This window comes from Paenibacillus sp. EKM212P (assembly GCF_011066115.1).
Classification (GTDB): Bacteria; Bacillota; Bacilli; order Paenibacillales; family Paenibacillaceae; genus Paenibacillus; species Paenibacillus polymyxa_B.
This window is the reverse complement of record NZ_JAAMNR010000004.1, coordinates 48,380-73,446: the sequence shown is the minus strand read 5'-3', so window position 1 is coordinate 73,446 and position 25,067 is coordinate 48,380. Positions and strand designations below refer to the sequence as shown.

Here is a 25,067-nt window from a genome sequence, read left to right as displayed (position 1 = left end):
GGGGACAAAAGGCTTTTGTGGAGAGAAGCTATGCCAAATGCTCAAATACCTGTTCTTAAAAAGAACAGAACGAAAAAAAGAACAAGCCGGAAGATTGCTATTCTTCTCATTTTGTTGTTTATCGTACTGCTCGCTGTTCTCTTTTTCCGTTCTTCGTTGAGTCGGGTTTCTGAAATTCGTTTTGATGGTAATGTATTTTCGACCCGAGATCAGCTTCTTAATCGAAGCGGTCTGGCTGTTGGAGACCAGTATTTCGGAGTCAGTTCATCCGACATCTCTGAGAAGCTGCGGGAAATTCAATCGATACAGCAAGTCACAGTGGACAAGCAGTTTCCGGGTATTATTGCTATTCACATTAAAGAGTTTGCTACGGTCGCTTACGAGTTGCAGAGTGATGGGAGCCTTCGTGCTATTCTAGCCAATGGGACAAGCGTGAGCGTGGGGAGTAGCGGAATAGCTGTTGAGAAGCCTATTTTGACCAAATGGAAATCTGATGATCCGTACAAAGCGAAGCTGTGTGATGCTTTATCGCGCATTCCGGGGGAATGGACAGCCGATATTTCGGAAATCATTCCCGCACCGATTCCTTCTTTTCCGGATCGCATCAAAATGTACACACGTTCCCAGTTTGAGGTTATTACAACCGTTTCCCTACTGAATTCTAAAATCAGTTATTTGAACCAGGTGCTAGAAACAGAAGATCCAGGTTTGATCACCATGTTGGAGGCGGATTCCTACGTTCCGTTCAAACCGGATACGAGTGAAGAGGGCCAAGAAAAAGATACTACTCAGTGATGTGAAAAAATGCTAGAATTGATTTTATGGGTAATAGACTTGCCTCCTTCTTTTTTCTTCAAATTTTTATGTGACTGCAACCATAAATTGGCTTCTAAAAAATTTGTAGAAAAAAGAGGGAAAGCATGGAGTTTGTTGAATATGTACAGAGTGTGTTTAAAGAACGAAATTCATTTTGGAGTCAGGAGGTGCCACAGACTTGAGCAACAATGACATCATTGTTAGTTTGGACATCGGTACATCCAAAGTTCGGGCTATTATTGGGGAAATGAATAATGGAACCTTTAATATTATTGGAGTTGGATCTGCCGACTCGGAAGGGATTCGCAAAGGTGCAATTGTAGACATTGATCAAACCGTGCAATCAATCCGTAACGCCGTGGATCACGCAGAACGCATGGTTGGTATTCAAATAACAGAAGTGTATGTGGGGATTTCAGGCAATCATATTGGCCTGCAAAATAGTCATGGCGTAGTAGCCGTGTCCAACGAGGACCGTGAAATCGGTGAGGAGGACATTGAGCGTGTACTGAAGGCAGCTGAGGTTATTGCCGTACCACCGGAGAGAGAAATTATTGACGTGGTAGCCAAGCAGTATGTCGTGGATGGCCTTGAAGGCATTCAGGACCCTCGCGGTATGATTGGAGTTCGTCTCGAAGTAGAGGCTACGATTGTTACTGGAGGCAAGACCCCGATACATAATCTGTTGCGCTGCGTTGAGAAAGCCGGCTTGAGGATTAAAGATCTGGTCTTGCTGCCTCTTGGAGCCGGACAATTGTCTCTTTCGAAGGATGAAAAGGTGATGGGTTCAGTGCTGGTGGATATTGGTGCAGGATCTACGAATGTTGCCATTTTCCAGGAAGGGACGATTGTTGCCACATCAACACTTCCGATTGGTGGAGAATTTGTAACCAATGATATTGCCTACGGACTGAGAACCCTTACCGATCAAGCCGAAAAAGTAAAGCTTAAATACGGCTGCGCATGGTATGATGATGCGGCAGCCGATGTCGTCTTTAAAGTGACGCGTATCGGCAGTAATGTGGATAAGGAATTCAACCAGCAGGATTTGGCTGCTATTATTGAGCCGAGAGTGCAGGAAATTTTTCAACTCATTCTGGCGGAAGTTAAGCGCTTGGGTTACACAGAGCTTCCGGGAGGTTATATACTTACCGGAGGCACCGTCTCCATGCCTGGTGTACTTCAGGTGGCACAAAGCGAACTGGCCGCTTCCGTAAGGATCGCCGTACCTGATTTTATCGGTGTAAGGGATCCGGGCTACACGAGCGGAGTTGGAATCTTGCATAATGCTATTCGTTACTATCGCGGAAGATCGACTAGCGTTAGCAACAGTGGCGGAAGTACCAAGAAGCCGACTAACCGAACCAAAAGCAGTAGTCCCGCTGCGGAAGGCGAGCAAAAGCAGGGGTTGATTGAACGCTTAAAAAATATGTTCAGTGAATTTATATAACGTTCATTGCTAATTATGCCAATCATGGACGGGCCATCCATGCACATTGAGGGGGAGATGGAATAGTATGTTGGAATTTGATTTTGAAATGGAGAGCTTGGCTCAAATTAAAGTGATCGGCGTCGGAGGCGGCGGCAGCAATGCGGTTAACCGAATGATCGAAAATGGTGTTCAGGGTGTGGAGTTCATTACAGTCAATACAGATGCCCAGGCACTTCATTTAGCAAAGTCTGAGCATAAGCTTCAAATTGGGGATAAGCTGACCCGCGGTCTGGGTGCCGGCGCTAACCCCGATGTGGGTAAAAAAGCGGCTGAAGAGTCGCGTGAGCTCATTATGAATACGCTCAAAGGTGCGGATATGGTATTCGTAACGGCAGGAATGGGTGGCGGTACTGGAACCGGAGCGGCTCCTGTCATTGCTGAAATTGCCAAGGAATGCGGCGCGCTGACTGTAGGCGTGGTAACCCGACCATTCACGTTTGAAGGGCGTAAGCGTTCCAATCAAGCTGAACTTGGTATTGAGGGATTAAAAGAAAAAGTAGACACTTTGATTGTAATCCCGAATGACCGTTTGCTTGAAATTGTGGACAAGAAAACCCCAATGTTGGAAGCATTCCGTGAAGCAGACAATGTTCTGCGTCAGGCGGTTCAAGGTATTTCAGATTTGATCGCTGTACCGGGTCTAATCAACCTCGACTTTGCTGACGTTAAGACGATCATGACGGAGCGGGGCTCCGCTTTGATGGGGATTGGCGAAGCAACTGGTGAAAATCGTGCGGCTGAAGCAGCACGCAAGGCTATCATGAGCCCGTTGTTGGAGACATCCATTGAAGGTGCTCGTGGTGTGATTATGAACATCACTGGCGGCAACAACCTGTCTTTGTATGAGGTTAATGAGGCAGCTGAAATTGTAACATCGGCTTCCGATCCGGAAGTAAACATGATTTTCGGTGCTATCATTGACGAAGAGTTGAAAGAAGAGATCAAGGTTACTGTCATTGCCACTGGCTTTGAAGGCAAGCCAAGTCAACCGGCACCGGGACGTAAACCGGCAGCCAACCCGGCCACTTCCGAATCGGCGGAAAAAGGCTCTCCTAACTTGCGTCCATTTGGTAACACTCAAAGCAGTGACCAATTAGACATTCCTACATTCTTACGTAACCGTTCGCGCAATAATAATAACGATAACTAGTTTCAATTCGGATTGCCCGCATTCTCCCTGGAGATGCGGGCTTCTTTCTGTTTTCCGTATCCTGTAGTTCAGGCGCTTCTCCTCTTTCCGACAAAATTAGTCGGTCACCGTCCCCACCGTTAGACAGACTTTGAACAGCATGACTACTATACTTAATCCTATCCTGCAAACGCTGGGCGGGTGAAGCCTTGGTTTTTTATATCGACTTGATTTTTTTGGCCAATTTGTTCATTGATGCTGTGTTGCTGATGGTCACCGCTTGGATGAGAAAAATCCGTCCAGTGTGGTGGAGGTTGATGACTTCAGCTGGAATCGGCGCAATGTATGTGGTCATGATGTTTGTGCCGGAACTGTCCTTTTTATTTACGTTCCTGATCAAACTGGCATTATCGGTCATAATGCTGCTGGTGGCTTTTGGATTTGGCAGCATGCAAAAGTATCTTCGTACAATGGGTGCTTTTTACATGATCAATTTTGTAGCTGCAGGTGGCATTTTGGGGATGCATTATTTACTCCAAAATACGGGGGAATTGTTTAACGGCATCTGGTACACAGCTTCGGGCGGAATGTCCTTTGAACTCAAAATCGCATTCTGGTTTATTTTATGCGCATTTGGCGGAGTGATGCTTTTCTTTCGTATTGTGCAGTCCTCAAAGCAGCGCACAGAAAGGATGAGTGGGTTTCTGGGACAAGTGCAGGTATGGATTGGGCAGGATCATATTGAGTGTACAGGCTTGTTGGATACAGGTAATCAGCTCTATGATCCTTTGACCCGAACCCCGGTGATGGTCATGGAGGCGGCCTTGTGGGAATCGCATTTGCCCGCCTCTTGGCTCCGAAAATGTTCTGAGGGTAATGCTGACCAACTGGTGATGGAACTGGGGGACGAATCGTTTAGCTGGCAGGATCGTGTTCGTCTCGTCCCGTATCGTGCAATTAACCGCAATCATTCCTTTATGCTGGCCCTTAAACCAGACCGGGTAGAGGTGGTGATGAATGGGGTTCATTTTGTACATCATCGAGTGTTGATTGGCTTGGACGGGGGGACATTGTCGGCAGAGGGTAAGTATCGCGCCATCATCCACCCGGATGTGACGGCACAAGAAGGGGGCAGTGCTGATACCAACCAGAAACAAGATGCACATATTGGTGAGCATTTTACAGAATCAGGATGACAGAGAATAAACACAAAATGATGTTTGAAGGCGACGAGAAATATCCAATGGTGAAATGGGCGGAGCACAGCTGGAATTGCACTATTTTCAAAAGGGGGAGAATGATATGCGGGAACAGATGAAATTGAAGATGAAAATTAGGTTAGCATTGCAATTGCAATATTATCGTATTTTATTTTTATTTGGGCTGAAAAGTGAAGAAATTTATTATATTGGCGGCAGCGAGGCGCTCCCCCCACCGCTGACGAGAGACGAAGAAGAATATTTGCTGGGAAAACTTTCTTCTGGAGATGCGGCAGTACGGTCGATGCTAATCGAAAGAAATTTGCGGTTAGTCGTATATATTGCCCGTAAATTTGAGAATACCGGCATCAACATTGAGGATCTCGTATCCATCGGTGCTATTGGACTAATCAAAGCGGTTAACACTTTTGATCCGGAGAAGAAAATCAAACTTGCCACATACGCCTCTCGATGCATTGAGAATGAGATTCTGATGTATTTGCGTCGCAATAGTAAAACGAGAACGGAAGTTTCTTTTGATGAGCCCCTGAATATTGACTGGGATGGTAACGAGTTGTTGCTTTCTGATGTGATGGGCACGGAAAATGATACCATTTACCGTAATATTGAGGAGCAGGTGGACCGTAAATTATTGCATAAGGCACTGGATAAATTGACGGATCGAGAGCGTTTGATTATGGAGCTCCGCTTCGGCTTACAAGACGGAGAGGAGAAGACACAGAAGGATGTTGCTGACCTGTTGGGTATCTCGCAATCGTATATTTCGCGTCTGGAAAAGCGAATTATAAAGCGCTTACGAAAAGAATTCAATAAAATGGTATAATGCATGGGTATATCCGGAAGCGATGGAAACGGCGAATAAAAAAATGCCCTCAGGAGATAATGTACATTAATGTTGCTCCTTGGGAGGTAAGACACGATGACCCGAAACAAAGTGGAAATTTGCGGTGTGGATACCGCCAAACTGCCGGTATTAACCAATGCAGAAATGCGCGAGTTGTTCACATCACTTCAGCAAAATAATGAACGATCAGCCAGAGAAAAATTGGTCAACGGCAATCTCCGGCTCGTCCTGAGTGTGATTCAACGATTTAACAATCGGGGAGAGTTTGTGGACGATTTGTTTCAGGTAGGATGTATCGGCCTAATGAAGGCGATTGATAATTTTGACCTTTCGCAAAACGTAAAGTTCTCCACTTATGCGGTGCCGATGATTATCGGAGAGATCCGCCGTTATTTGCGGGATAACAATCCGATCCGTGTGTCTCGTTCGTTACGAGATATTGCATATAAGGCGCTTCAGGTGCGGGACAGTCTGACGAATCTGAACTCGCGGGAACCAACGATTTTTGAAATTTCAGAGGCACTGAATGTGCCTAAAGAAGACGTTGTGTTCGCGTTGGATGCGATTCAGGATCCGGTTTCGCTGTTCGAGCCGATATATCACGACGGGGGCGACCCAATCTATGTGATGGATCAGATCAGTGATGACAGAAATAAAGACGTCTCATGGATTGAGGAAATCGCTCTGCGGGAAGCGATGCATCGCCTGGGCCAGCGTGAAAAGATGATATTGTCTATGCGTTTTTATGAAGGAAAGACGCAAATGGAGGTTGCCGACGAAATCGGTATCTCTCAAGCCCAGGTTTCAAGATTAGAGAAGTCGGCTATACAGCAAATGCAAAAACATGTAAAGTCCTAATGAAATGAATGCTTGAATGATCCAGCGATAAAAACGATCCTACTTGGATCGTTTTTGCGTTTACAGGACATTTTTTGGGCTCTTCCGCTCATATAGTGAAATAAAGGATGTGATGCGTGTGAGTGCACCGGAAACGTCAGTAAGAGCAATGAAAATTTCCGAGTTTCAAACCAAGGATGTCATTAACATTGTAGATGGACGACGCCTCGGACAAATCAGTGATTTGGAGATTGACGTGCGGCAGGGGAAAATTGAAGCCATTGTGGTTCCAGGCAGCAGTCGTTTTATGGGCTGGTTTGGAGGCGGAAGCGAGTTGGTCATTCCGTGGCGCAACATTGTGAAAATTGGTTCGGATGTTGTGCTTGTACGACTGGAAGGATTGCAAGAGCCGCCGGGTGAAGGGGAAGAAAAGTTGTATATCGAACGTCAAGAGCGGAGTGACCGAAGGGGCTTCTGAACTTGCAGATCTACGTATTTTAGTGTGTTGTGAAGACACGGCGGCGGCTTTTTGGTACACTGGGCAGTAGAGGTGAGAATGAATGGAACCATTTGTAGTGAATACCGAGGCTACGGGGACAAAGCCAATGCAAGATGGTGGACGTCCCGTACCGGAGTTGTTATATATTCAATCTTGGGAGCGACAGGTTCAGGGATTAACAGCGGGTTTTACAGGTCGTCATGGCGGTGTCAGTGAGGTGCCCTACGCTAGTCTGAACTGTGCGTTTCATGTAGGGGATGACCCCGAGAAAGTCATTCGTAATCGGCAGCTCATTGCTGAGCAACTTGGTTTTGCTGCTGAAGCATGGACGTGCGGTGAGCAGGTTCATGGTCATCATGTTGCTGTCGTCAAGGCTGCTGATCGCGGGCGGGGCTTTAGGGATCGTGCATCCGCTTTTCAGGACACAGATGGACTTTTGACGAATGTACCTGGCATTTTGCTGACGTCCTTTTATGCAGACTGTGTACCATTATATTTTTGTGATCCAGTGCGCCGTGTGATTGGGTTGGCGCATGCAGGCTGGAAGGGAACCGTTGCGGAAATTGCATTGAAAATGGTGCAGACCATGCAGAACGAATATGGATCTCAGACGTCTGATATACTAGCAGCTATCGGTCCTTCTATTGGTTCTGAATCCTATGAGGTGGATGAGTACGTGATGAGCCAAATTCGGGTTTTGGAGCATGATTGCCCGGGTAATGATAAATGGGAAGGTTCTGTTTACTTCCCCTTAACCGACGGAAAAACACTACTTGACTTGAAACAATGCAATCGACACATTATGATGAAAGCAGGAATATTGCCGAGCCATATCGAATGTACTACCTTATGCACGAGTAGCCGTAGCGATTTGTTTTTTTCATATCGCAAAGAAGGCGGTGTCACAGGAAGAATGGCGAGTTGGATTGGTCTGGAAGAGAGGTGAGTCCTCCCGTGTCTTTGGAGGAACGAATTAAAGAAGTGAATGCCTGTGTAGAAGCGGCATGTGCCCGAAGCGGACGTTCGCGTGATGAAGTTAATGTGATCGCTGTCACGAAATATGTTTCGGCGGCGACAATGACATCTGTATTGGATAGCAATCTGGAGCATGTGGGCGAAAATCGCTGGCAGGATGCTGCGGATAAATGGAGCAAGTTGGGTGACCGGGGAACGTGGCATTTTATTGGTCATCTCCAAACGAATAAGGTTAAAGATGTGATTGGAAAATTTAAATTTATACATTCGCTTGACCGCCTATCGCTCGCTCAGGAATTGGACAAGAAAGCAGCCGCTCTGGGATTGCGAGTTAAAGCTTTTGTGCAAGTCAATATTTCTGGAGAAATGTCCAAATATGGCTTGTCCTCTGAGGCGGTTGCCCCCTTCTTGGAACAAATTCGCGAGTTAGAGCATGTGGACGTGATTGGCTTGATGACGATGGCTCCTCATGAAGAAGACCCGGAAAAAACTCGGCCTGTGTTTCGGGGATTGCGTGAATTACGGGATACGTTAAATGGACAAGCCTTGACCAGAGAACCCATCGTTCACTTGTCAATGGGGATGTCCAATGATTTTGAAGTGGCAGTTGAAGAGGGAGCGACCTGGCTGCGGCTTGGTTCCGTACTGGTCGGACGAGAGGAGGATTTCCATTGGGCGTAATGAATAAGTTCATGAACTTTCTGGGGCTTCAGGAAGAAGAGGAAGTTATAGAGCGAGAGGTTATGAATACGCCGGAAGATCAAGAAATTGAAACCCCAAGCTTTGATAAACGTAAGAACCAGAAGGGCACTAATGTTGTCAGCATCCATTCACAGAAAAATGTGAAAGTTGTCCTGTATGAGCCGCGTTCTTATGATGAAGCACAGGAAATTGCCGACCATATCCGTTCCCATCGCACCGTCGTAGTTAATTTGCAACGAATTCGCAAGGATCAGGCGCTGCGCATTATTGATTTTTTGAGTGGTACTGTGTATGCACTGGGTGGTGGTATTTCCAAGGTCGGGAATAATATTTTTCTGTGTACACCAGATACGGTTGAGATTCAAGGCTCTATTACGGAAATACTGGCTGACACTGAACAAGAACTTAACAGAATGAGGTGAACTTTTCTTGATCGAGGTAATTTACTGGCTATTTCAGATTTATTCGTACATGATCATTGCATATGTTCTGCTGTCTTGGCTTCCTAATGCCAGAGAGAGTGTAATTGGTGATTTACTTGCCAAGTTTGTGGAGCCGTATTTGTCTCCTTTTCGCAGATTTATACCGCCAATCTTCGGGATGATTGATATTTCGCCCATCGTTGCGCTGATTGCTCTGCGTTTTGCGTCATACGGCTTGATTTCTTTAATTGGTAATTTCGTCTAGGAGGAGTTATGCGAACTGAGATTTATGAGCATTTTCACCCGGATGAACGGGACTATGTGGATCGCGCTTCCGAATGGATCAGTCATGCGGGAGCTTATCATGAGCAGAAGCTGACTGATTTTTTGGACCCGCGCCAACAGTACATATTGGAGACACTTGCTTCGAAGGAAGATAAGGTCACGATTAGGTTAGATGGCGGATACATGGCTTCGGAACGAAAGCGGGCGCTTATTGCGCCCGATTATTCGTATTTGGACGGTGAGGAGATGGGGATTCAGGTCCTTTCCATCACATCTGACGATCATAAAATAGGTACCCTTGAGCACGGTGATTATCTAGGTGCCCTACTGGGGCTTGGAATCAAACGTGGGAAAATCGGGGACATTCATGTACTGGATGATGGGTGCCATGTATTGGTAGCTTCAGAGATTGGTGATTTTATGACGATGCATTTACAGCAGGTACATCGTGTTCATGTATGGACAGAACTGTTGCCTGTAGCGAGTCTGCGAACAAAGGAAGTTGCATTAGATGCGCTAGATCTGACGGTCGCTTCTTTGCGCCTAGACGGTATTGCCAGCGACGTGTACAAGCTAAGCCGAAGTAAAATATTAACACCGATTCGGGCGGGGCGGTGCCGGGTAAATTGGAAGGTGGAGGAGAATCCATCCACTCCACTTAAAGCGGGGGACGTTATTTCCATGCAGGGTTTTGGGCGTTTCAAAGTGCTTGAAACAGACGGGATGACAAAAAAGGGAAGATTCCGTGTCAAAATTGGTAAGTTTGTATAGCTGTAGGCAGGAATCACGAGCTTTCTGTCGAAAGAATTAAGCTATAGCGAAGAACTGGAACGATTTTGCTCTGTACAGTATTCACAAAACGGGGTATGATGACCGATAGATGATAGTGAGCGTCGTGACGCGGAAAATGTATTTTTTGTCAATCTTATAGGAGGTGGACGGCATGCCATTAACGCCATTGGATATACATAACAAGGAATTTGCCCGCCGGCTTCGCGGTTATGATGAGGATCAGGTTAATGAATTTTTGGATCAGGTGATCAAAGATTACGAGGGCGTTATTCGTGAAAATAAAGAACTGAGCACCGAGTTGTTGAACGTACAGGAGAAGCTCGATCATTTCGCGACGATTGAAGATACGCTGAGTAAGACGATTATCGTAGCGCAGGAAGCGGCTGATGAAGTTCGTAACAACGCCAAGAAAGAATCCCAACTGATCGTGAAGGAAGCGGAAAAAAATGCGGACCGTATTGTGAACGAAGCATTGTCCAAATCCCGCAAGATTGCGTTGGAGGTTGAAGAACTGAAGAAGCAGGCCTCGATTTACCGAGCACGGTTTCGTACACTGGTGGAAGCACAGCTTGACTTGTTAAGCCAAGACGGCTGGGAAGCACTTGAAAACCGGGAACGCGAAGTACTGGAGCGCGAGCGTGAGATGAAAGAAATTTACTAATTTCATTGCTGACAAGCTTTTATCAGGCTTTGTTAGGGTTGACTTTTATCTTTAAACAGGCTATAACTGTAAATACTATACTGAATTCAATGATTATCCGTCTGTCGGCTGATGATTGTTATTCAATGCAACGATGTTGCTGATTTCAATGAATTTAACATGTTTAATTCGTTGATGGGAACGAGTACGTCATGATTTGTCCCTCAGAGAGTTGGCCTTCCGGTGCAAGCCAACGTTCAGAACATGACCGAAGATCCTCCCGGAGAAGTGAGCTGAAGCGCTTAAGATTTATGGCGTGTGTAAGCAATCACCGTTTGCCATGCGTTATAATGGCGCCCTGCTGTAGTTGAGTGGGGCTCAGAGAGCCGTGATGAGACTGTATTTTTAATGGTCTGTTTTTACGGAATCAGGGTGGTAACGCGAGCACAGTCTCGTCCCTTTACAGGGATGGGGCTTTTTTTGTTGCTTTTTTTAGGAAATGCTAGAGAAATCAATGATGAGCAGAGAGGGAGTATGACGGTATGAACAGAGTGGATGTTAAAGAAAAAGCACGGTCTCGTGACCTACGCATCCTGAGCAAATGGAAGCAGGAGGACACATTCCGTAAATCCATCACAAATCGTGAAGGAAAGCCAAATTTTGTGTTTTATGAAGGCCCACCAACAGCTAACGGTAAACCGCATATCGGTCACGTGCTGGGCCGTGTAATTAAGGATTTCGTCGGTCGCTATCAGACAATGAAGGGATACCGCGTCGTACGTAAGGCAGGCTGGGACACGCATGGCTTGCCGGTAGAATTGGGTGTACAAAAGCAGCTGGGAATCTCCCACAAACCTGAAATTGAAGAATACGGTGTTGAAAAGTTTATTAAAAAATGTAAGGCGAGCGTGTTTGAGTACGAGCAACAATGGCGTGATCTAACCGAAGCGATCGGATATTGGACAGACCTCGATAACCCGTACATTACATTGGATAATAACTATATCGAGAGCGTATGGAACATTTTGGCGACGATTCATGAAAAAGATCTGCTGTATCGTGGTCATCGTGTGAGTCCGTATTGCCCTGATTGTCAGACGACGCTAAGTTCTCATGAAGTAGCGCAGGGCTACAAAGATGTGAAGGATCTGAGCGCCACGGCTAAATTCAAGCTGCATAACAGTGGTGAATATGTACTGGCTTGGACGACAACACCTTGGACCTTGCCGAGTCACGTGGCGCTCGCCGTCAACCCTGAACTGGAATATGCACGTGTGAAGCAGGAAGACGGTGTATACATCGTTGCTAAAAATCTGGTTGAGGACGTAATTAAAGGCGATCATGAAGTGATTGGCACGCTATCCGGTTCAGAACTGGTTGGCCAAACGTATACCCCGCCATTTACGTATTTTCAGGTTGAGAAGGGAAATCAGATTCTGGGTGCGAAGTTTGTAACAGACTCCAGCGGTACAGGTATCGTTCATATGGCTCCAGCGCATGGTGAGGATGATTACCGGGTATGTCGTGAAAATGGTGTTGAGTTCATCAACGTGGTGGATCTTCAAGGTAACTATGTAGAGGAAATCACTGATTTTGCAGGCCGTTTTGTAAAAGACTGTGATGTAGATATTGTTAAAATGCTGTCCGAAAAAGGCTTGCTGTACAGCAAGGAAAAATACGAGCATAGCTATCCGTTCTGCTGGCGCTGCGATACTCCATTATTGTACTATGCTATGGACAGCTGGTTTATCAAAACAACTGCGATCAAGGATCAATTGATTGCCAACAACAGCGAAGTCGAATGGTACCCGGGGCATATACGTGAAGGACGTTTTGGCAAGTTTTTGGAGGAACTGGTGGATTGGAACATCAGTCGCGATCGCTATTGGGGTACACCACTAAACATCTGGGTTTGTGAAGAAACTGGAGAACAGTTCGCTCCACATAGTATTGCTGAATTGAGGGAACGTGCGATTGGCGATGTACCAGCGGACATTGAGCTGCACAAACCATATGTAGATGATATTAAGGTTCGTAGTCAATGCGGTAAATACGAAATGACTCGTACACCGGAAGTAATCGACGTATGGTTCGATAGCGGCTCCATGCCGTTTGCGCAGCATCATTATCCTTTTGAGAATACTGAAACGTTTGAGCAGCAATTTCCGGCAGATATGATCTGTGAAGGAATTGACCAGACTCGTGGCTGGTTCTATAGCTTGCTTGCGGTTTCGACTATGCTGACTGGCAAAGCTCCTTATAAAGCTGTCATGGCGACAGGCCATGTACTGGATGAGCAAGGGCAGAAAATGTCTAAATCCAAGGGTAATGTTATTGATCCGTGGGAAGTGATTGACGAGTACGGTACAGATGCTTTCCGTTGGGCATTGCTGTCCGATAGTGCACCATGGAATAGCAAACGTTTCTCCAAAGGCATTGTAGGCGAGGCTAAATCGAAGCTGGTCGATACGCTTGTCAATACACACGCTTTTCTGACCTTGTATGCGGATATCGACGGATTTGATCCGGCACAGCATCCGTTCAAACCATCGGCTCATAAGTTGGATCGTTGGATTTTATCCCGTCTGAACAGCCTCATTTTGGTAGTGGACAAAGCGCTGGCTGTAAATGACTTCCTGAACTCATCTAAAGCAATTGAATCGTTTGTGGATGAGCTGAGCAACTGGTATATCCGTCGTTCACGCGACCGATTCTGGGGCAATGGTCTTACAGAAGATAAGCTGGATGCATACCGTACACTGACCGAAGTGCTGTTAACGACTGCCAAACTGCTTGCGCCGTTTACACCACTGCTTGCAGAGGATATTTACCTCAACCTGAGTAACGGGGAAAGTGTTCATCTGGATGATTATCCGACTGCCAATGAGTCCTTGATCGATCTGGAACTGGAACGAGATATGGAAACGGCACGCCGTGTCGTCGAATTGGCGCGTAACGTCCGCAACGAAACGGGTTTGAAAACGCGTCAACCGTTGTCCGAGTTGATTCTGTCCATGGATCAGGACTTTGAACTGAGTGGCTATGAGGAAATCATCAAAGATGAGATTAACGTGAAGCATATTCATGTGGAGACGGACGATAGCGGCTTTGTAGATTTTACACTGAAACTGAATTTGAAAGTAGCAGGCAAGAAATACGGCAAAAATGTCGGTTTCCTACAAAACTTTTTCAAAGGAATGTCTGCTGAGGATACCCGTTCTGTTGTAGAAAAAGGAGTGTTAAACGTCGCTTCTCCAGAAGGTGAAGAACTGCAAGTTACGGCCGAAGAATTGCTGGTGGAGAAAAAAGCGAAAGAAGGCTTCGCTTCTGCTTCCGGTTATGGCTTAACGGTAGCGTTGAACACAGACATTACACCGGAGCTGGAGCAAGAGGGCTGGGTACGTGAAGTGGTTCGTGCGGTACAGGATTATCGTAAAAAACTGGATCTGCCGATTGAAAAGTATGTGGCGTTGACGTTGGATGTAGATAATGAGCTGCGTCTGGCCATCGAAAGCTTCGACTCTGTGTTGCGTGAGAACGTATTGGTTACTGCTGTGACATTTGGTCAAGCCGAACCGGCAGAACATGTGGAAGTGAACGGTAAAACCATCGGCGTTCATATTGGGGAATAATTACAAGCTCCCTGTCCCATAATACAATAACAGGCAGCATATAAAAACGAGCCTAAGCATCGGAAACGGGTTTTCTCCGTTACGTGCTTCGGCTCGTTTGCTGCGTTCAGGGCAGCCATGGGAAAAGGGGGATTGTGCATATGACGGCACGATCAAGGCGTAGACAGGGAAGGAGTCTCCGAGGTATGAACGGAGAAGGGGCTGCCATAGCCGCAGATAAAAGCAAAACAGGTAATCAGGCAGAGCAATTAAGTCGTGTTGAAAAGCTGATACGTGCTGTGTCAGAGCAGATGGAACGGACACGTATTGCAGATTACGCTTTGCTGCTGAATAAGCCTTGGCGATTACTCTGGCTAAATCTAATATCAGGCGTTTCCCGGGGAATCGGCATCGCGCTAGGTTTTACTTTTTTTGCCGCTACCATTATTTATGTGCTGCAAGTGCTCGGAGCGTTGAATTTGCCGATTATCGGTGATTATATCGCTGATATTGTACGGATCGTACAGCGACAATTGGAGCTTACCACCTATTAGGCAGCGATCTCCACTTTGAAGTTCACGATTCGTCTTCGTGCGTATCCGGCTCCAGTAGACCTTCGCCCTCGCCATCTTCGATATAACGCTGATAAATGGAGCTGCGAATAACAGATACATTTTGTCCATAAATGTCAGTAGCAATAAAGCTTTCGTATGGCTCTACGAAGCCCATATTATCGTCGCCTGCTTCAATTTCCATATCATCATAACTGTGGATTTCTCCACTTTCGGCCATGGCTGGTGTGTTAGAGGTACCCCAATTTTCGACGATCTGCCAAGCATCTTCACCGTCGAAGCCGTTTTGATCATCACGCTCATCTAGACTCGTTCTACCGAACGAGGGAGCGAGAAATTCTTCCTCTACTGGGCGGCGGTTAGACACTTCTGTTTCGGGACTGTACTCTTTACAGTAAATGGTATAGGGAACAGCCAGTAGGCGCTCATAGGGAATGGGTTTACCGCTGACGGCACAAATGCCATACGTCCCCTTTTCCATGGCCATCAGAGCTGATTCGATGCGTTCTAATTGGAATTCGTCGTGTTCCAGTAAGGAAATATCCTTGGCTCGCTCGTAGGTTTCGGTAGCCAGGTCTCCTGGGTGGTTATCAATAGGAGAAAGCTCGCCGGTTTGGTCGCGTTGGGAATCGCCGAGTCCGTAATGGTCGTTGTTTTGCAAACGATGCTCAATTTCTTTTTTGCGTTCCAGCAGTTCGTTACGCAAGCCCTGCAATTGTTGCTCCGTCAATGGGGACATGGAATCCTCTCCTTGTTCTAGGTTTACATGCGCATGCGTTGTGTCGAGTATGCTCCATGTAGTTTGCACCGGGAAGACCTCTTTTACATAGGAAATTCTAATCAAATGCGAAGGAGTTCATTTTATGGATGATCTGTACTTGAAGCTTGCGGGATTCGTGGACGATCTGAGAATGCTTATGCTACAATAAATGGGTTCAACAACGGATATAAGCGGATCGGAGTGACGAAGGACTGTGATTTATTTTGGTATTGCGCTAATTATTTTTTTGATTGATCAGGGAGTCAAATATTTGGTGGCTACGCGGATGGAATTGTACGAACAAATACCAGTCATCGGCAATTTCTTTTTAATCACCTCCCATCGAAATCGTGGAGCCGCTTTTGGAATTTTGGAAGGTCAACGTTGGCTTTTTATCGTGATTACAATTGTAGTGGTGATTGGTATCGTCTGGTACCTGCGAAAAACAGTCAAGGCTGGACAAAAGCTACTTCCTGTTGCGCTAAGTTTGGTGCTGGGGGGAGCAGTCGGTAACTTTTTGGATCGAGCTATTTCAGGGGAAGTAGTTGATTTTGCACAATTTAATTTTGGAAGCTATACGTTTCCCATTTTTAATGTGGCAGATTCGGCGATTGTCATCGGTGTAGCACTGATTATTTTGGATACATTGCTGGAATCGCGTCGGGAAAAAGGAAATGGCAATGATAGCATTGAAGGGAAGTCATAGCATGAGCGAAGTGAATGAAAACGGCGAAGCCGCAGGTCTGTCTTATGAGGACGAACTGGAGGGTGAATCTCTGGAATGGACGGCCGATTCCGGGGATGCCAAAACGCGTATAGACAAATATATCGCCGAAGAAATGAAGGAAGTGTCTCGTTCTCAGATACAGCTGTGGATCGGAAACGGTCGCGTGCTGGTGAACGGTACGGCGATCAAGGCGAACTACAAGCTGGCTGAAGGAGATCATATTGTATTATCGGTACCGGAGCCAGAAAGTGTAGATATTGTACCGGAAAATATTCCGTTGGATGTCGTTTACGAGGACTCGGACGTTATTGTTATTAACAAGCAACGTGGTCTGGTCGTGCATCCTGCACCGGGACACTCTTCGGGAACATTGGTTAACGCACTGATGTACCACTGTCACGATCTTTCCGGCATCAACGGGGAATTACGTCCTGGTATTGTTCACCGTATTGATAAGGATACATCAGGACTGCTGATGGCGGCTAAAAATGATCAGGCTCACGCATCACTTGCAGCACAGCTTAAGGACCATAGTGTGACTCGGAAATATATAGCCTTAGTTCACGGTCATTTGAGCCACGATCAGGGAACGGTAGATGCTCCGATTGGCCGCGATTCCGGTGATCGCAAATTGTTCACAGTGACGGAACGTAACAGCAAGCACGCAGTCACCCATTTTCTCGTCATTGAACGATTGGGAGATTATACCCTGCTTGAACTTCAATTGGAAACAGGACGCACACACCAAATTCGTGTTCACATGAAATTTATTGGACACCCATTGGTTGGCGACCCTATGTATGGGCGCAGCAAAGGGGTTCGTATGGATGGTCAGGCGCTGCATGCGGCGGTACTGGGCTTTAAGCATCCTTCCACTGGAGAGTACATGGAATTCAACAGACCGATCCCTCCTGATATGGAGGATGTTTTAGCGTCCCTGCGTAGTCGCTAAAACAATGACAATTTGCATTCCTATTCACAAACCTGAATAAATTATTAAGTTAAACCGCCTAAATGGCGGTTTTTTTATTGTGGGATAAGGTATGGGTAAAAACAACTATGGATAATTATACAATGAAGTTGTATAATTATTAGAGTGCTTCCGGTGGTTCCGGTTGAACGGGTGTTGACACACGATTTTCAATCTGTCATACTTCTTGTAGTTGCGATGAACTTTGTCCAAGAGATGGCTAACCATCTCACACTATGAGAAGCAGGACAAAGGAAATCCTGAATAGCACCTTTAAATCAGTCCCGTGAGGCTGGCAAGGTAACGTGAATGGATCACTGATCAGTGCATCCGCTGCGGCGGTATGTCTTCAGTGTGTCCGAGAGATCGGAGAACAGTGGAAGACTGTTCATACGAGACTCCTTGCCAAACTTGGGCAAGGAGTCTTTTTTGTATCCGAACACGGGACCAGGTCTGAAGGGAACATCACCTGAGGAGGCTGGAAGCATGAGTAATGAAACACATGTACTAATGGATGAAATTGCGATTCGTCGGGCATTGACACGGATTGCACATGAAATTTTGGAGAAAAACAAAGGTATTGACGATTGTGTGCTAGTAGGTATTCGAACACGCGGAGTTCATCTGGCGCAACGACTGGCTGAAAAAATTGCTGAGATTGAAGGCGCACCAATTCCATGGGGAGAGCTGGATGTCACAGCCTACCGGGATGACCGAAGCAGTGTAGCCGAAGCTAAAGGAAATGGAAAAGAGCTTTTGATGAATCCTGCTGACGTATCGGTTCATGATAAGAAAGTCATTCTCTTTGACGATGTGCTGTACACAGGCCGCACCATCCGCGCGGCGATGGATGCATTGATGCACTGCGGACGACCGCAAATGATTCAGCTGGCAGTGCTAGCGGATCGCGGACACCGTGAGCTTCCGATTCGTCCGGATTACATCGGCAAGAACATCCCGACCTCCAAATCTGAGGAAATCGTAGTAGCCCTTCAAGAGACGGACGGTAAGGACGAAGTGACAATCATTCAGAACCGGGGGGAACAGCTATGATCACAACAGCCAGTCAACTTAAAGAACGTAGCCTGCTCGGGTTAAAGGAACTTAGCCGAAATGAAATCGAGTCCATTCTGGATCGTGCTCATTATTGGGAATCTCAACCAGAAAAACTGGTTCCAGTACTGCAATCACGCTTTGCGGCCAACATGTTTTTTGAAAACAGCACTCGCACCCGCTTTTCTTTTGAAATGGCAGAGAAGCGGCTGGGCGCTCAGGTTTTGAACTTTTCCGCTGCGGCTTCCAGTGTGGAAAAAGGGGAGTCCATTTACGATACAGTACGTACGCTCGAATCCATGGGCATTGATGCAGGAGTCATCCGGTTAAAGCCAGCCGGGGTGCTGCAAGAGCTCGCTGAGAAGGTCAGTGTTCCACTGGTTAATGCAGGGGACGGCAACAATGAGCATCCAACGCAGGCTCTACTGGACCTGTACACCATGCGCAAAACTTTCGGTGAGCTTAAAGGCTTGAGAGTATCCATCATAGGAGACATTCTGCACAGCCGTGTCGCTCGCTCGAATCTGTGGGCCTTGCAAAAATTCGGAGCCAAGGTTAGCTTCTGCGCTCCTGATAATATGCAAGCACCTGATCTTGCGGCGTACGCGCCTTATGTTCCGATGCAAGAGGCACTACAGGCGGACGTGGTCATGATGCTTCGGGTACAGCTGGAACGGCATGCCGAAGGGATGTTGCGCTCAGCGGATGAGTACCGAGAGCAGTACGGTTTGACAGAGAAAAGAGCAGCGAACCTGAAGCCCGGAACAATTATCATGCATCCAGCTCCAGTGAATCGGAACGTGGAAATTGATAGTGCGGTTGTGGAAAGCGAACAATCACGAATTTTTCCACAAATGGCAAACGGGGTTCCGATCCGCATGGCGGTTATGGAACGGGCAATGAAGCTGTAGAAGCTGTCAGTAGGATCGTAGGAAAAGTTGCAGAAAACTGAGCGGAGGAATATTTCAGATGAAACAATTAATTATGAATGCAAGCGTATTGAACGAGCAGGGCGAGGCTGAATTGAAATCCATCCTAATCGCCGACGGAAAGATTTTGGCTATCGCAAATGCGGATGCTGGAGTTAGCCTACTTGTAGAAGAAGGGGCATCTGGACAGGAGCGCGAAGTCGAAAAAATCGACGCCCAGGGCAAGCTGGTCATCCCCGGTTTAATCGATATGCATGTGCATCTGAGAGAACCTGGCTTTGAATATAAAGAAACGATTGAAACGGGCAGCCGCGCGGCGGTGAAAGGCGGATTTACGACGATTGCCTGCATGCCAAACACACGCCCAGTGACTGACAATGTCGACACAGTCCAGCTGGTATTGAAAAAGGGACAGGAAGCCGGGCTTGCCAAGGTTCTTCCTTACGCAGCCATTACGAAAAACGAACTGGGTCGTGAGCTGACAGATTTTGAAGCGCTCAAAGCAGCAGGTGCAATCGGCTTTACTGACGATGGTGTCGGGGTGCAAAGCGCGCAAATGATGAAGGACGCCATGGCGTGGGCCAAAGCACTGGATATGCCGGTTATTGCACACTGTGAAGATAACACGCTTGTTGAAGGAGCGGCTGTGACGGACGGCGAATTTGCCAAGCGCCACGGACTTAAAGGCATTCCGAACGAATCCGAAGCCATTCACGTCGGACGAGACATTTTGTTATCCGAGGCAACCGGGGCACACTATCATGTATGCCATGTCAGCACAGAGCAGTCAGTGCGGTTAATCCGCCACGCGAAATCTTTTGGTATCAAGGTAACGGCTGAGGTATGCCCACACCACTTGGTATTGTCAGATGAGGACATCCCTGGGCTGGATGCGAATTGGAAAATGAATCCTCCGCTCCGCTCCCCACGTGATGTGCAGGCATGTATCGAGGGACTGGAAGACGGTACGATTGACATCGTCGTAACCGACCATGCAGCGCACAGTGAGGAAGAGAAGGCAAGAGGGATGGAGCTGGCGCCATTCGGGATCGTTGGATTTGAGACGGCCTTCCCGCTGTTGTACACGAAATTCGTAGCTACCGGACAGTGGACGCTGGACTTTCTGGTGCGTCGTATGACTGCTGATCCAGCGCGTGTCTTCCGCCTTGATACGGGACGCCTGGAAGAAGGAGCTCCAGCCGACCTGACCATGATTGATCTGGAGCAGGAGCAGGCAGTTGATCCGCAAACGTTTGCCAGCAAAGGACGCAACACTCCTTTTACAGGCTGGAAGCTCAAAGGCTGGCCTGTGAAAACTTGGGTAGATGGCAAACTGGTATGGTCTGCTGACGAAGCAAAATAAATAGAAACCACTAAAAAAAATAGAACCTTATAGCAGGAAACAATATAGAGGAGTGAGACGGGATGCAGGCAAGATTGTTACTTCAGGACGGCACGCTGTTTACAGGCACATCATTTGGTGCGGAAGGTGATAAAACAGGCGAGGTCGTTTTCAACACAGGGATTACAGGCTATCAAGAGGTGCTTACTGATCCCTCTTACTGCGGACAAATCGTAACGATGACTTACCCGCTGATTGGCAACTATGGAATTACTCGTGATGACTTTGAATCGGTACGGCCTTATGTCCATGGCTTTGCTGTTAGACATTACGAGCCAGCGCCAAGTAACTGGCGTGCTCAATACAGCGTGGGCGATTTGCTGAAGGAATATGGCATCATTGGCATTAGCGACATCGACACCCGCATGCTTACCCGGATTATTCGCCATCACGGCACGATGAAGGGCATTTTGACGACTGGTTCCCAGCCGCTGGAAGAACTGAAAGAAATGATGTCTGACTTGACCATTGAAGAACTGCGCAATCAGGTTCCTATGACTTCCACACCTCATCCGTACAGCAGTCCTGGCAACGGAGAGCGGATCGTATTGATTGACTACGGTGCAAAAAGCGGCATTTTGCGCGAACTGAATAAACGGGACTGCGATGTGGTTGTCGTTCCACATGATACGACGGCTGAGGAAATTCGCCGCTTGGACCCGGACGGTATCCAGCTGTCTAACGGCCCTGGAGATCCAAAAGACGTACCCCATGCCGTTCGTACGGTAGCTGAACTGTTAGGGGAATATCCGATTTTCGGAATTTGCTTGGGACACCAGTTGTTCGCTTTAGCTTCGGGAGCAGATACGGAAAAGCTGAAATTCGGACATCGCGGTGGTAACCATCCGGTGAAAGAACTGGAGAGCGGACGCTGCTTTATCACATCACAAAATCACGGCTACACGGTGAATGAGGATTCGATCCAAGGTACTGAGCTTGAAGTGACACATATTAATAACAACGATAAAACAATTGAAGGTCTTAAACATACCAAGTATCCCGCGTTTTCGGTGCAATATCATCCAGAGGCTGCACCAGGACCTTACGATAATGGCTACCTGTTTGACCGCTTTCTGGACATGATCCGTGAGCACAAAAGAAATCATCCAAAGCAACCGCGTCAGGCTGCTATCGCCGCCGCAGTGAGAGGAGAGCGCTAATATGCCGAAAAATACAGAACTTAAAAAAATACTTGTGATCGGTTCCGGTCCTATCGTCATTGGTCAGGCAGCAGAATTTGATTACGCTGGTACACAAGCTTGTCAAGCGCTCAAAGAAGAAGGCGTCGAGGTAGTACTGATCAACAGTAATCCGGCAACCATCATGACAGACACCAACATGGCAGACAAAGTATACATCGAGCCGATTACACTTGATTTTGTAACACAGATTATCCGTCAAGAGCGTCCAGATGGGCTGCTTCCTACGCTGGGAGGACAGACAGGTCTGAATATGGCAGTGGAACTGGCTCGCGCCGGAGTGCTGGAGCGTGAAAACGTCAAGCTGCTGGGAACTCAACTGAATTCGATAGAAAAAGCCGAAGATCGTGATCTGTTCCGTGATTTGATGCGCGAGTTGGAACAACCTGTACCGGAGAGTGTAATTGTAACAACCTTGGAAGAATCGTTGGAATTTGCTAACGAAATCGGTTATCCAATTATCGTTCGCCCGGCTTATACGCTAGGGGGAACAGGCGGTGGTATCTGTTCCACAGAAGAAGAACTGCGTGAAACCGTCAGCTCTGGCTTGAGATACAGTCCAATCGGACAATGTTTGGTGGAAAAAAGTATCGCAGGTATGAAGGAAGTCGAATATGAGGTCATGCGTGACGGCAATGATAACTGCATCGTTGTCTGTAATATGGAGAACTTTGATCCAGTCGGCGTGCATACTGGCGACAGTATCGTAGTAGCTCCGAGTCAGACGCTGTCAGATCGCGAATACCAGATGCTGCGCTCCGCTTCTCTGAAAATTATCCGCGCCCTCAATATCGAAGGTGGCTGTAATGTACAGTTTGCGCTTGATCCGCACAGCTATCAATACTATGTAATTGAAGTAAACCCACGCGTAAGCCGCTCCTCGGCGCTGGCTTCCAAGGCAACCGGATATCCGATTGCTAAAATGGCTGCCAAAATTGCACTGGGCTACACGTTGGATGAAATTGTGAATCCGGTAACGGGACAAACGTATGCTTGCTTTGAGCCAACACTGGATTACATCGTGAGCAAAATACCACGCTGGCCATTTGACAAATTCATTTCTGCCAACCGCAAGCTGGGCACGCAAATGAAAGCAACGGGTGAAGTCATGGCCATCGGACGCACATTCGAAGAATCCATCCATAAAGCGGTACGGTCGTTGGAAATTGGTGTACACCGTCTGCATCTTAAGGGAGCCGAACAGCTGTCTGATGACGTACTCCAGGATCGCCTGATTAAAGCAGATGATGAGCGGTTGTTCTTGGTAGCTGAGGCGTTCCGTCGCGGCTGGCAGCAGCAGGAGATTCAAGATTTGACGAAAATTGACTGGTGGTTCCTCGATAAGGTAGAGGGAATCGTCAAGTTCGAAGCCATCATCGCTGGAGAATCTGAGCTGACCTACGAAACACTCTATCAGGCCAAACGTAAAGGTTTTACTGACCGCTCGATCGCCGAGATTCGCAGTATGGGCCAAACCGATAGTATGACAACCGAGCGTGAGGTGCGTGAATTCCGTCTAGCTCAAAACCTGCGTCCGGTCTACAAAATGGTAGATACGTGCGCAGCCGAGTTTGAAGCCACAACTCCGTACTACTACTCCTCTTACGAGATGGAAAATGAAGTGATTCCATCTAGCAAAGAGAAAGTTATCGTACTCGGCTCTGGACCGATTCGGATCGGGCAAGGGATTGAATTTGATTACTCCACCGTACATGCGGTATGGGCTATTCAAAAAGCGGGCTACGAAGCAGTGATTATCAATAACAACCCGGAGACGGTATCTACGGACTTTAACACATCCGACCGCCTCTACTTTGAACCGCTCTTCTTCGAAGATGTCATGAATGTCATCGAGCAGGAAAAACCGATTGGGGTTATCGTCCAGTTCGGTGGTCAAACGGCCATTAATCTCGCAGCTCCGCTGAGTGCGGCAGGCGTGAATATTTTGGGTACGAGTCTGGAAAGTATCGATGAAGCGGAAGACCGGAAAAAGTTCGAGCAACTTTTGTCTCGTCTGGCTATCGCACAGCCTAAAGGCAACACGGTCACATCGGTAGATGAAGCAGTAGGAACCGCACAGGCGCTAGGCTATCCGGTCCTGGTACGGCCATCCTACGTCTTGGGTGGGCGCGCTATGGAAATCGTGTACTCAGATACGGAATTGCTGCGGTACATGGAAGAAGCGGTTAAAATCAATCCAGAGCATCCGGTGCTCATCGACCGTTATATGCTGGGTAAAGAAGTTGAGGTCGACGCCATCTGCGACGGCGAGACAGTATTGGTACCAGGCATTATGGAGCATGTAGAACGGGCCGGGGTTCACTCAGGTGACTCTATCGCGGTGTATCCACCACAGCACTTGTCTGCCGAGTTGAAACAAAAAATTGTGGAAATTACAATCAGCATCGCTAAGGAATTGAAAACGATCGGTCTGGTAAATATCCAGTTTGTTATTCATCAAGACGAGGTGTACGTGATCGAGGTTAATCCTCGCTCCTCGCGGACAGTTCCTTTCTTGAGTAAAGTAACAAATATCCCAATGGCGAATCTGGCTACACAGGCTATTTTGGGTGGTAAGCTTAAAGATGCAGGTTATTCAGAAGGTCTATGGCCTGAAAGTAATTATGTCTCGGTTAAGGTTCCGGTATTCTCCTTTGCCAAACTACGCCGTGTAGAGCCGACGCTGGGCCCGGAAATGAAATCCACAGGTGAAGTTATGGGACGCGACATTCAGTATGCCAAAGCCCTGTACAAAGGACTTGTGGGGGCTGGTATGAAAATTCCATCCACTGGGGCGATCATCATTACAGTGGCGGATAAGGACAAGGAAGAAGCTGTCGAGTTGATGCAGGGCTTTTACAGACTGGGCTATAAAATTATTGCAACAGGTGGAACAGCGGCTGCTATGGAGCAAGCCAACATTCCAGTGAACACGATCAATAAGCTGAGCGAAGGGAACCCGAACATCCTGGATATGATCCGTACGGGTGAAGCCAACTTTGTCTTCAATACGCTGACCAAAGGCAAAACGCCAGAGCGTGATGGATTCCGTATCCGCCGTGAAGCAGTTGAGAATGGCATCGTCTGCATGACCTCATTGGATACAGTACGCGCTTTGCTAAGAATGCTGGAAACAATCAATTTCACATCCGAATCCATGCCAGTCCTGAGCAAATAATGCGTTACGAATA

General features: G+C 47.3%; 23 protein-coding genes and 1 other annotated feature. Of the genes, 22 read left to right on the top strand and 1 reads right to left on the bottom strand.

Translation table 11 applies throughout. The features are described 5' to 3' along the window. The first annotated feature begins 30 nt into the window (after positions 1 to 30). From G9G54_RS12855 to G9G54_RS12785, 15 genes are all read left to right on the top strand, one after another. Entirely contained in the window at positions 31 to 795 is a 765-nt protein-coding gene (locus tag G9G54_RS12855) for a cell division protein FtsQ/DivIB (protein ID WP_061828510.1), read from the top strand. Between the two features lie 199 nt (positions 796 to 994). After that, on the top strand, positions 995 to 2,266 hold the full coding sequence (gene ftsA / locus G9G54_RS12850) for a cell division protein FtsA (protein WP_165178383.1): 1,272 nt from the start codon (positions 995 to 997) through the stop codon (positions 2,264 to 2,266). A 67-nt stretch (positions 2,267 to 2,333) separates the two neighbouring features. Beyond that, the gene (gene ftsZ / locus G9G54_RS12845) at positions 2,334 to 3,458 is read left to right on the top strand and encodes a cell division protein FtsZ (RefSeq protein ID WP_013311084.1); all 1,125 of its coding nucleotides are present in this window, start codon (positions 2,334 to 2,336) and stop codon (positions 3,456 to 3,458) included. Between the two features lie 188 nt (positions 3,459 to 3,646). Then, complete coding sequence (gene spoIIGA / locus G9G54_RS12840; protein WP_165178382.1) at positions 3,647 to 4,633, top strand: sigma-E processing peptidase SpoIIGA; 987 nt, start codon at positions 3,647 to 3,649, stop codon at positions 4,631 to 4,633. Positions 4,634 to 4,739: 106 nt separating this feature from the next. Next, positions 4,740 to 5,480, top strand: coding sequence for an RNA polymerase sporulation sigma factor SigE (gene sigE, locus G9G54_RS12835; protein ID WP_013311082.1), 741 nt, complete (start codon positions 4,740 to 4,742; stop codon positions 5,478 to 5,480). A gap of 96 nt (positions 5,481 to 5,576) precedes the next feature. Further along, the gene (sigG, locus tag G9G54_RS12830) at positions 5,577 to 6,359 is read left to right on the top strand and encodes an RNA polymerase sporulation sigma factor SigG (protein WP_007431182.1); all 783 of its coding nucleotides are present in this window, start codon (positions 5,577 to 5,579) and stop codon (positions 6,357 to 6,359) included. Between the two features lie 112 nt (positions 6,360 to 6,471). Then, entirely contained in the window at positions 6,472 to 6,816 is a 345-nt protein-coding gene (locus G9G54_RS12825) for a YlmC/YmxH family sporulation protein (protein WP_172828260.1), read from the top strand. A gap of 82 nt (positions 6,817 to 6,898) precedes the next feature. Beyond that, a complete protein-coding gene (gene pgeF, locus G9G54_RS12820; RefSeq protein ID WP_165178381.1) occupies positions 6,899 to 7,783 on the top strand; it encodes a peptidoglycan editing factor PgeF in 885 nt (294 codons plus the stop codon). 8 nt (positions 7,784 to 7,791) lie between these two features. Further along, positions 7,792 to 8,493 carry a YggS family pyridoxal phosphate-dependent enzyme gene (locus G9G54_RS12815; RefSeq protein WP_165178380.1) on the top strand — a complete coding sequence of 234 codons (702 nt, stop codon included), beginning with the start codon at positions 7,792 to 7,794 and terminating at the stop codon, positions 8,491 to 8,493. Further along, a complete protein-coding gene (locus G9G54_RS12810; protein WP_013311078.1) occupies positions 8,484 to 8,936 on the top strand; it encodes a cell division protein SepF in 453 nt (150 codons plus the stop codon). Before G9G54_RS12815 ends, G9G54_RS12810 begins: the two co-directional genes overlap by 10 nt. Positions 8,937 to 8,943: 7 nt before the next feature. Continuing rightward, complete coding sequence (locus tag G9G54_RS12805; protein WP_023989436.1) at positions 8,944 to 9,201, top strand: YggT family protein; 258 nt, start codon at positions 8,944 to 8,946, stop codon at positions 9,199 to 9,201. Between the two features lie 8 nt (positions 9,202 to 9,209). Continuing rightward, complete coding sequence (locus G9G54_RS12800; RefSeq protein ID WP_165178379.1) at positions 9,210 to 9,992, top strand: YlmH family RNA-binding protein; 783 nt, start codon at positions 9,210 to 9,212, stop codon at positions 9,990 to 9,992. Positions 9,993 to 10,164: 172 nt separating this feature from the next. Then, complete coding sequence (locus tag G9G54_RS12795; RefSeq protein ID WP_023989434.1) at positions 10,165 to 10,674, top strand: DivIVA domain-containing protein; 510 nt, start codon at positions 10,165 to 10,167, stop codon at positions 10,672 to 10,674. 162 nt (positions 10,675 to 10,836) lie between these two features. Further along, positions 10,837 to 11,116 (top strand) — a binding site (T-box leader). A 79-nt stretch (positions 11,117 to 11,195) separates the two neighbouring features. After that, the gene (ileS, locus tag G9G54_RS12790) at positions 11,196 to 14,285 is read left to right on the top strand and encodes an isoleucine--tRNA ligase (protein ID WP_165178378.1); all 3,090 of its coding nucleotides are present in this window, start codon (positions 11,196 to 11,198) and stop codon (positions 14,283 to 14,285) included. Between the two features lie 185 nt (positions 14,286 to 14,470). Further along, on the top strand, positions 14,471 to 14,818 hold the full coding sequence (locus tag G9G54_RS12785) for a DUF5665 domain-containing protein (protein WP_165178377.1): 348 nt from the start codon (positions 14,471 to 14,473) through the stop codon (positions 14,816 to 14,818). A gap of 22 nt (positions 14,819 to 14,840) precedes the next feature. Here G9G54_RS12785 and G9G54_RS12780 read toward each other — a convergent pair whose 3' ends face one another. After that, positions 14,841 to 15,575, bottom strand: coding sequence for a TraR/DksA C4-type zinc finger protein (locus G9G54_RS12780; protein WP_165178376.1), 735 nt, complete (start codon positions 15,573 to 15,575; stop codon positions 14,841 to 14,843). A 235-nt stretch (positions 15,576 to 15,810) separates the two neighbouring features. On the opposite strand from G9G54_RS12780, the gene lspA reads away from it, so the two are divergent. From lspA to carB, 7 genes are all read left to right on the top strand, one after another. Then, positions 15,811 to 16,302 (top strand): signal peptidase II, encoded by a 492-nt coding sequence (gene lspA / locus G9G54_RS12775; protein ID WP_023989430.1) that lies wholly within the window; start codon positions 15,811 to 15,813, stop codon positions 16,300 to 16,302. Between the two features lies 1 nt (position 16,303). Further along, entirely contained in the window at positions 16,304 to 17,275 is a 972-nt protein-coding gene (locus tag G9G54_RS12770) for an RluA family pseudouridine synthase (RefSeq protein WP_165178375.1), read from the top strand. Positions 17,276 to 17,779: 504 nt separating this feature from the next. Then, the gene (pyrR, locus tag G9G54_RS12765) at positions 17,780 to 18,346 is read left to right on the top strand and encodes a bifunctional pyr operon transcriptional regulator/uracil phosphoribosyltransferase PyrR (RefSeq protein WP_043882258.1); all 567 of its coding nucleotides are present in this window, start codon (positions 17,780 to 17,782) and stop codon (positions 18,344 to 18,346) included. Next, complete coding sequence (locus tag G9G54_RS12760; protein ID WP_023989427.1) at positions 18,343 to 19,257, top strand: aspartate carbamoyltransferase catalytic subunit; 915 nt, start codon at positions 18,343 to 18,345, stop codon at positions 19,255 to 19,257. Before pyrR ends, G9G54_RS12760 begins: the two co-directional genes overlap by 4 nt. A 58-nt stretch (positions 19,258 to 19,315) precedes the next feature. Then, positions 19,316 to 20,638, top strand: a complete 1,323-nt coding sequence (locus G9G54_RS12755; protein WP_165178374.1) for a dihydroorotase — start codon at positions 19,316 to 19,318, stop codon at positions 20,636 to 20,638. Positions 20,639 to 20,700: 62 nt separating this feature from the next. Beyond that, the gene (gene carA, locus G9G54_RS12750; protein WP_025718621.1) at positions 20,701 to 21,837 is read left to right on the top strand and encodes a glutamine-hydrolyzing carbamoyl-phosphate synthase small subunit; all 1,137 of its coding nucleotides are present in this window, start codon (positions 20,701 to 20,703) and stop codon (positions 21,835 to 21,837) included. Position 21,838: 1 nt separating this feature from the next. Continuing rightward, positions 21,839 to 25,054 (top strand): carbamoyl-phosphate synthase large subunit, encoded by a 3,216-nt coding sequence (gene carB / locus G9G54_RS12745; RefSeq protein ID WP_165178373.1) that lies wholly within the window; start codon positions 21,839 to 21,841, stop codon positions 25,052 to 25,054. Positions 25,055 to 25,067: the final 13 nt, after the last annotated feature.

What these genes read in the sequence shown, in the direction of transcription:
- G9G54_RS12855 (WP_061828510.1), top strand. Translation starts at nt 31, where the DNA reads ATGCCAAATGCTCAAATACCTGTTCTTAAAAAGAACAGAACGAAAAAA.
- ftsZ (WP_013311084.1), top strand. Translation starts at nt 2,334, where the DNA reads ATGTTGGAATTTGATTTTGAAATGGAGAGCTTGGCTCAAATTAAAGTG.
- sigE (WP_013311082.1), top strand. Translation starts at nt 4,740, where the DNA reads ATGCGGGAACAGATGAAATTGAAGATGAAAATTAGGTTAGCATTGCAA.
- sigG (WP_007431182.1), top strand. Translation starts at nt 5,577, where the DNA reads ATGACCCGAAACAAAGTGGAAATTTGCGGTGTGGATACCGCCAAACTG.
- G9G54_RS12825 (WP_172828260.1), top strand. Translation starts at nt 6,472, where the DNA reads ATGCGTGTGAGTGCACCGGAAACGTCAGTAAGAGCAATGAAAATTTCC.
- pgeF (WP_165178381.1), top strand. Translation starts at nt 6,899, where the DNA reads ATGGAACCATTTGTAGTGAATACCGAGGCTACGGGGACAAAGCCAATG.
- G9G54_RS12800 (WP_165178379.1), top strand. Translation starts at nt 9,210, where the DNA reads ATGCGAACTGAGATTTATGAGCATTTTCACCCGGATGAACGGGACTAT.
- G9G54_RS12795 (WP_023989434.1), top strand. Translation starts at nt 10,165, where the DNA reads ATGCCATTAACGCCATTGGATATACATAACAAGGAATTTGCCCGCCGG.
- ileS (WP_165178378.1), top strand. Translation starts at nt 11,196, where the DNA reads ATGAACAGAGTGGATGTTAAAGAAAAAGCACGGTCTCGTGACCTACGC.
- G9G54_RS12785 (WP_165178377.1), top strand. Translation starts at nt 14,471, where the DNA reads ATGAACGGAGAAGGGGCTGCCATAGCCGCAGATAAAAGCAAAACAGGT.
- G9G54_RS12780 (WP_165178376.1), bottom strand. Translation starts at nt 15,575, where the DNA reads ATGTCCCCATTGACGGAGCAACAATTGCAGGGCTTGCGTAACGAACTG.
- G9G54_RS12770 (WP_165178375.1), top strand. Translation starts at nt 16,304, where the DNA reads ATGAGCGAAGTGAATGAAAACGGCGAAGCCGCAGGTCTGTCTTATGAG.
- pyrR (WP_043882258.1), top strand. Translation starts at nt 17,780, where the DNA reads ATGAGTAATGAAACACATGTACTAATGGATGAAATTGCGATTCGTCGG.
- G9G54_RS12760 (WP_023989427.1), top strand. Translation starts at nt 18,343, where the DNA reads ATGATCACAACAGCCAGTCAACTTAAAGAACGTAGCCTGCTCGGGTTA.
- G9G54_RS12755 (WP_165178374.1), top strand. Translation starts at nt 19,316, where the DNA reads ATGAAACAATTAATTATGAATGCAAGCGTATTGAACGAGCAGGGCGAG.
- carA (WP_025718621.1), top strand. Translation starts at nt 20,701, where the DNA reads ATGCAGGCAAGATTGTTACTTCAGGACGGCACGCTGTTTACAGGCACA.
- carB (WP_165178373.1), top strand. Translation starts at nt 21,839, where the DNA reads ATGCCGAAAAATACAGAACTTAAAAAAATACTTGTGATCGGTTCCGGT.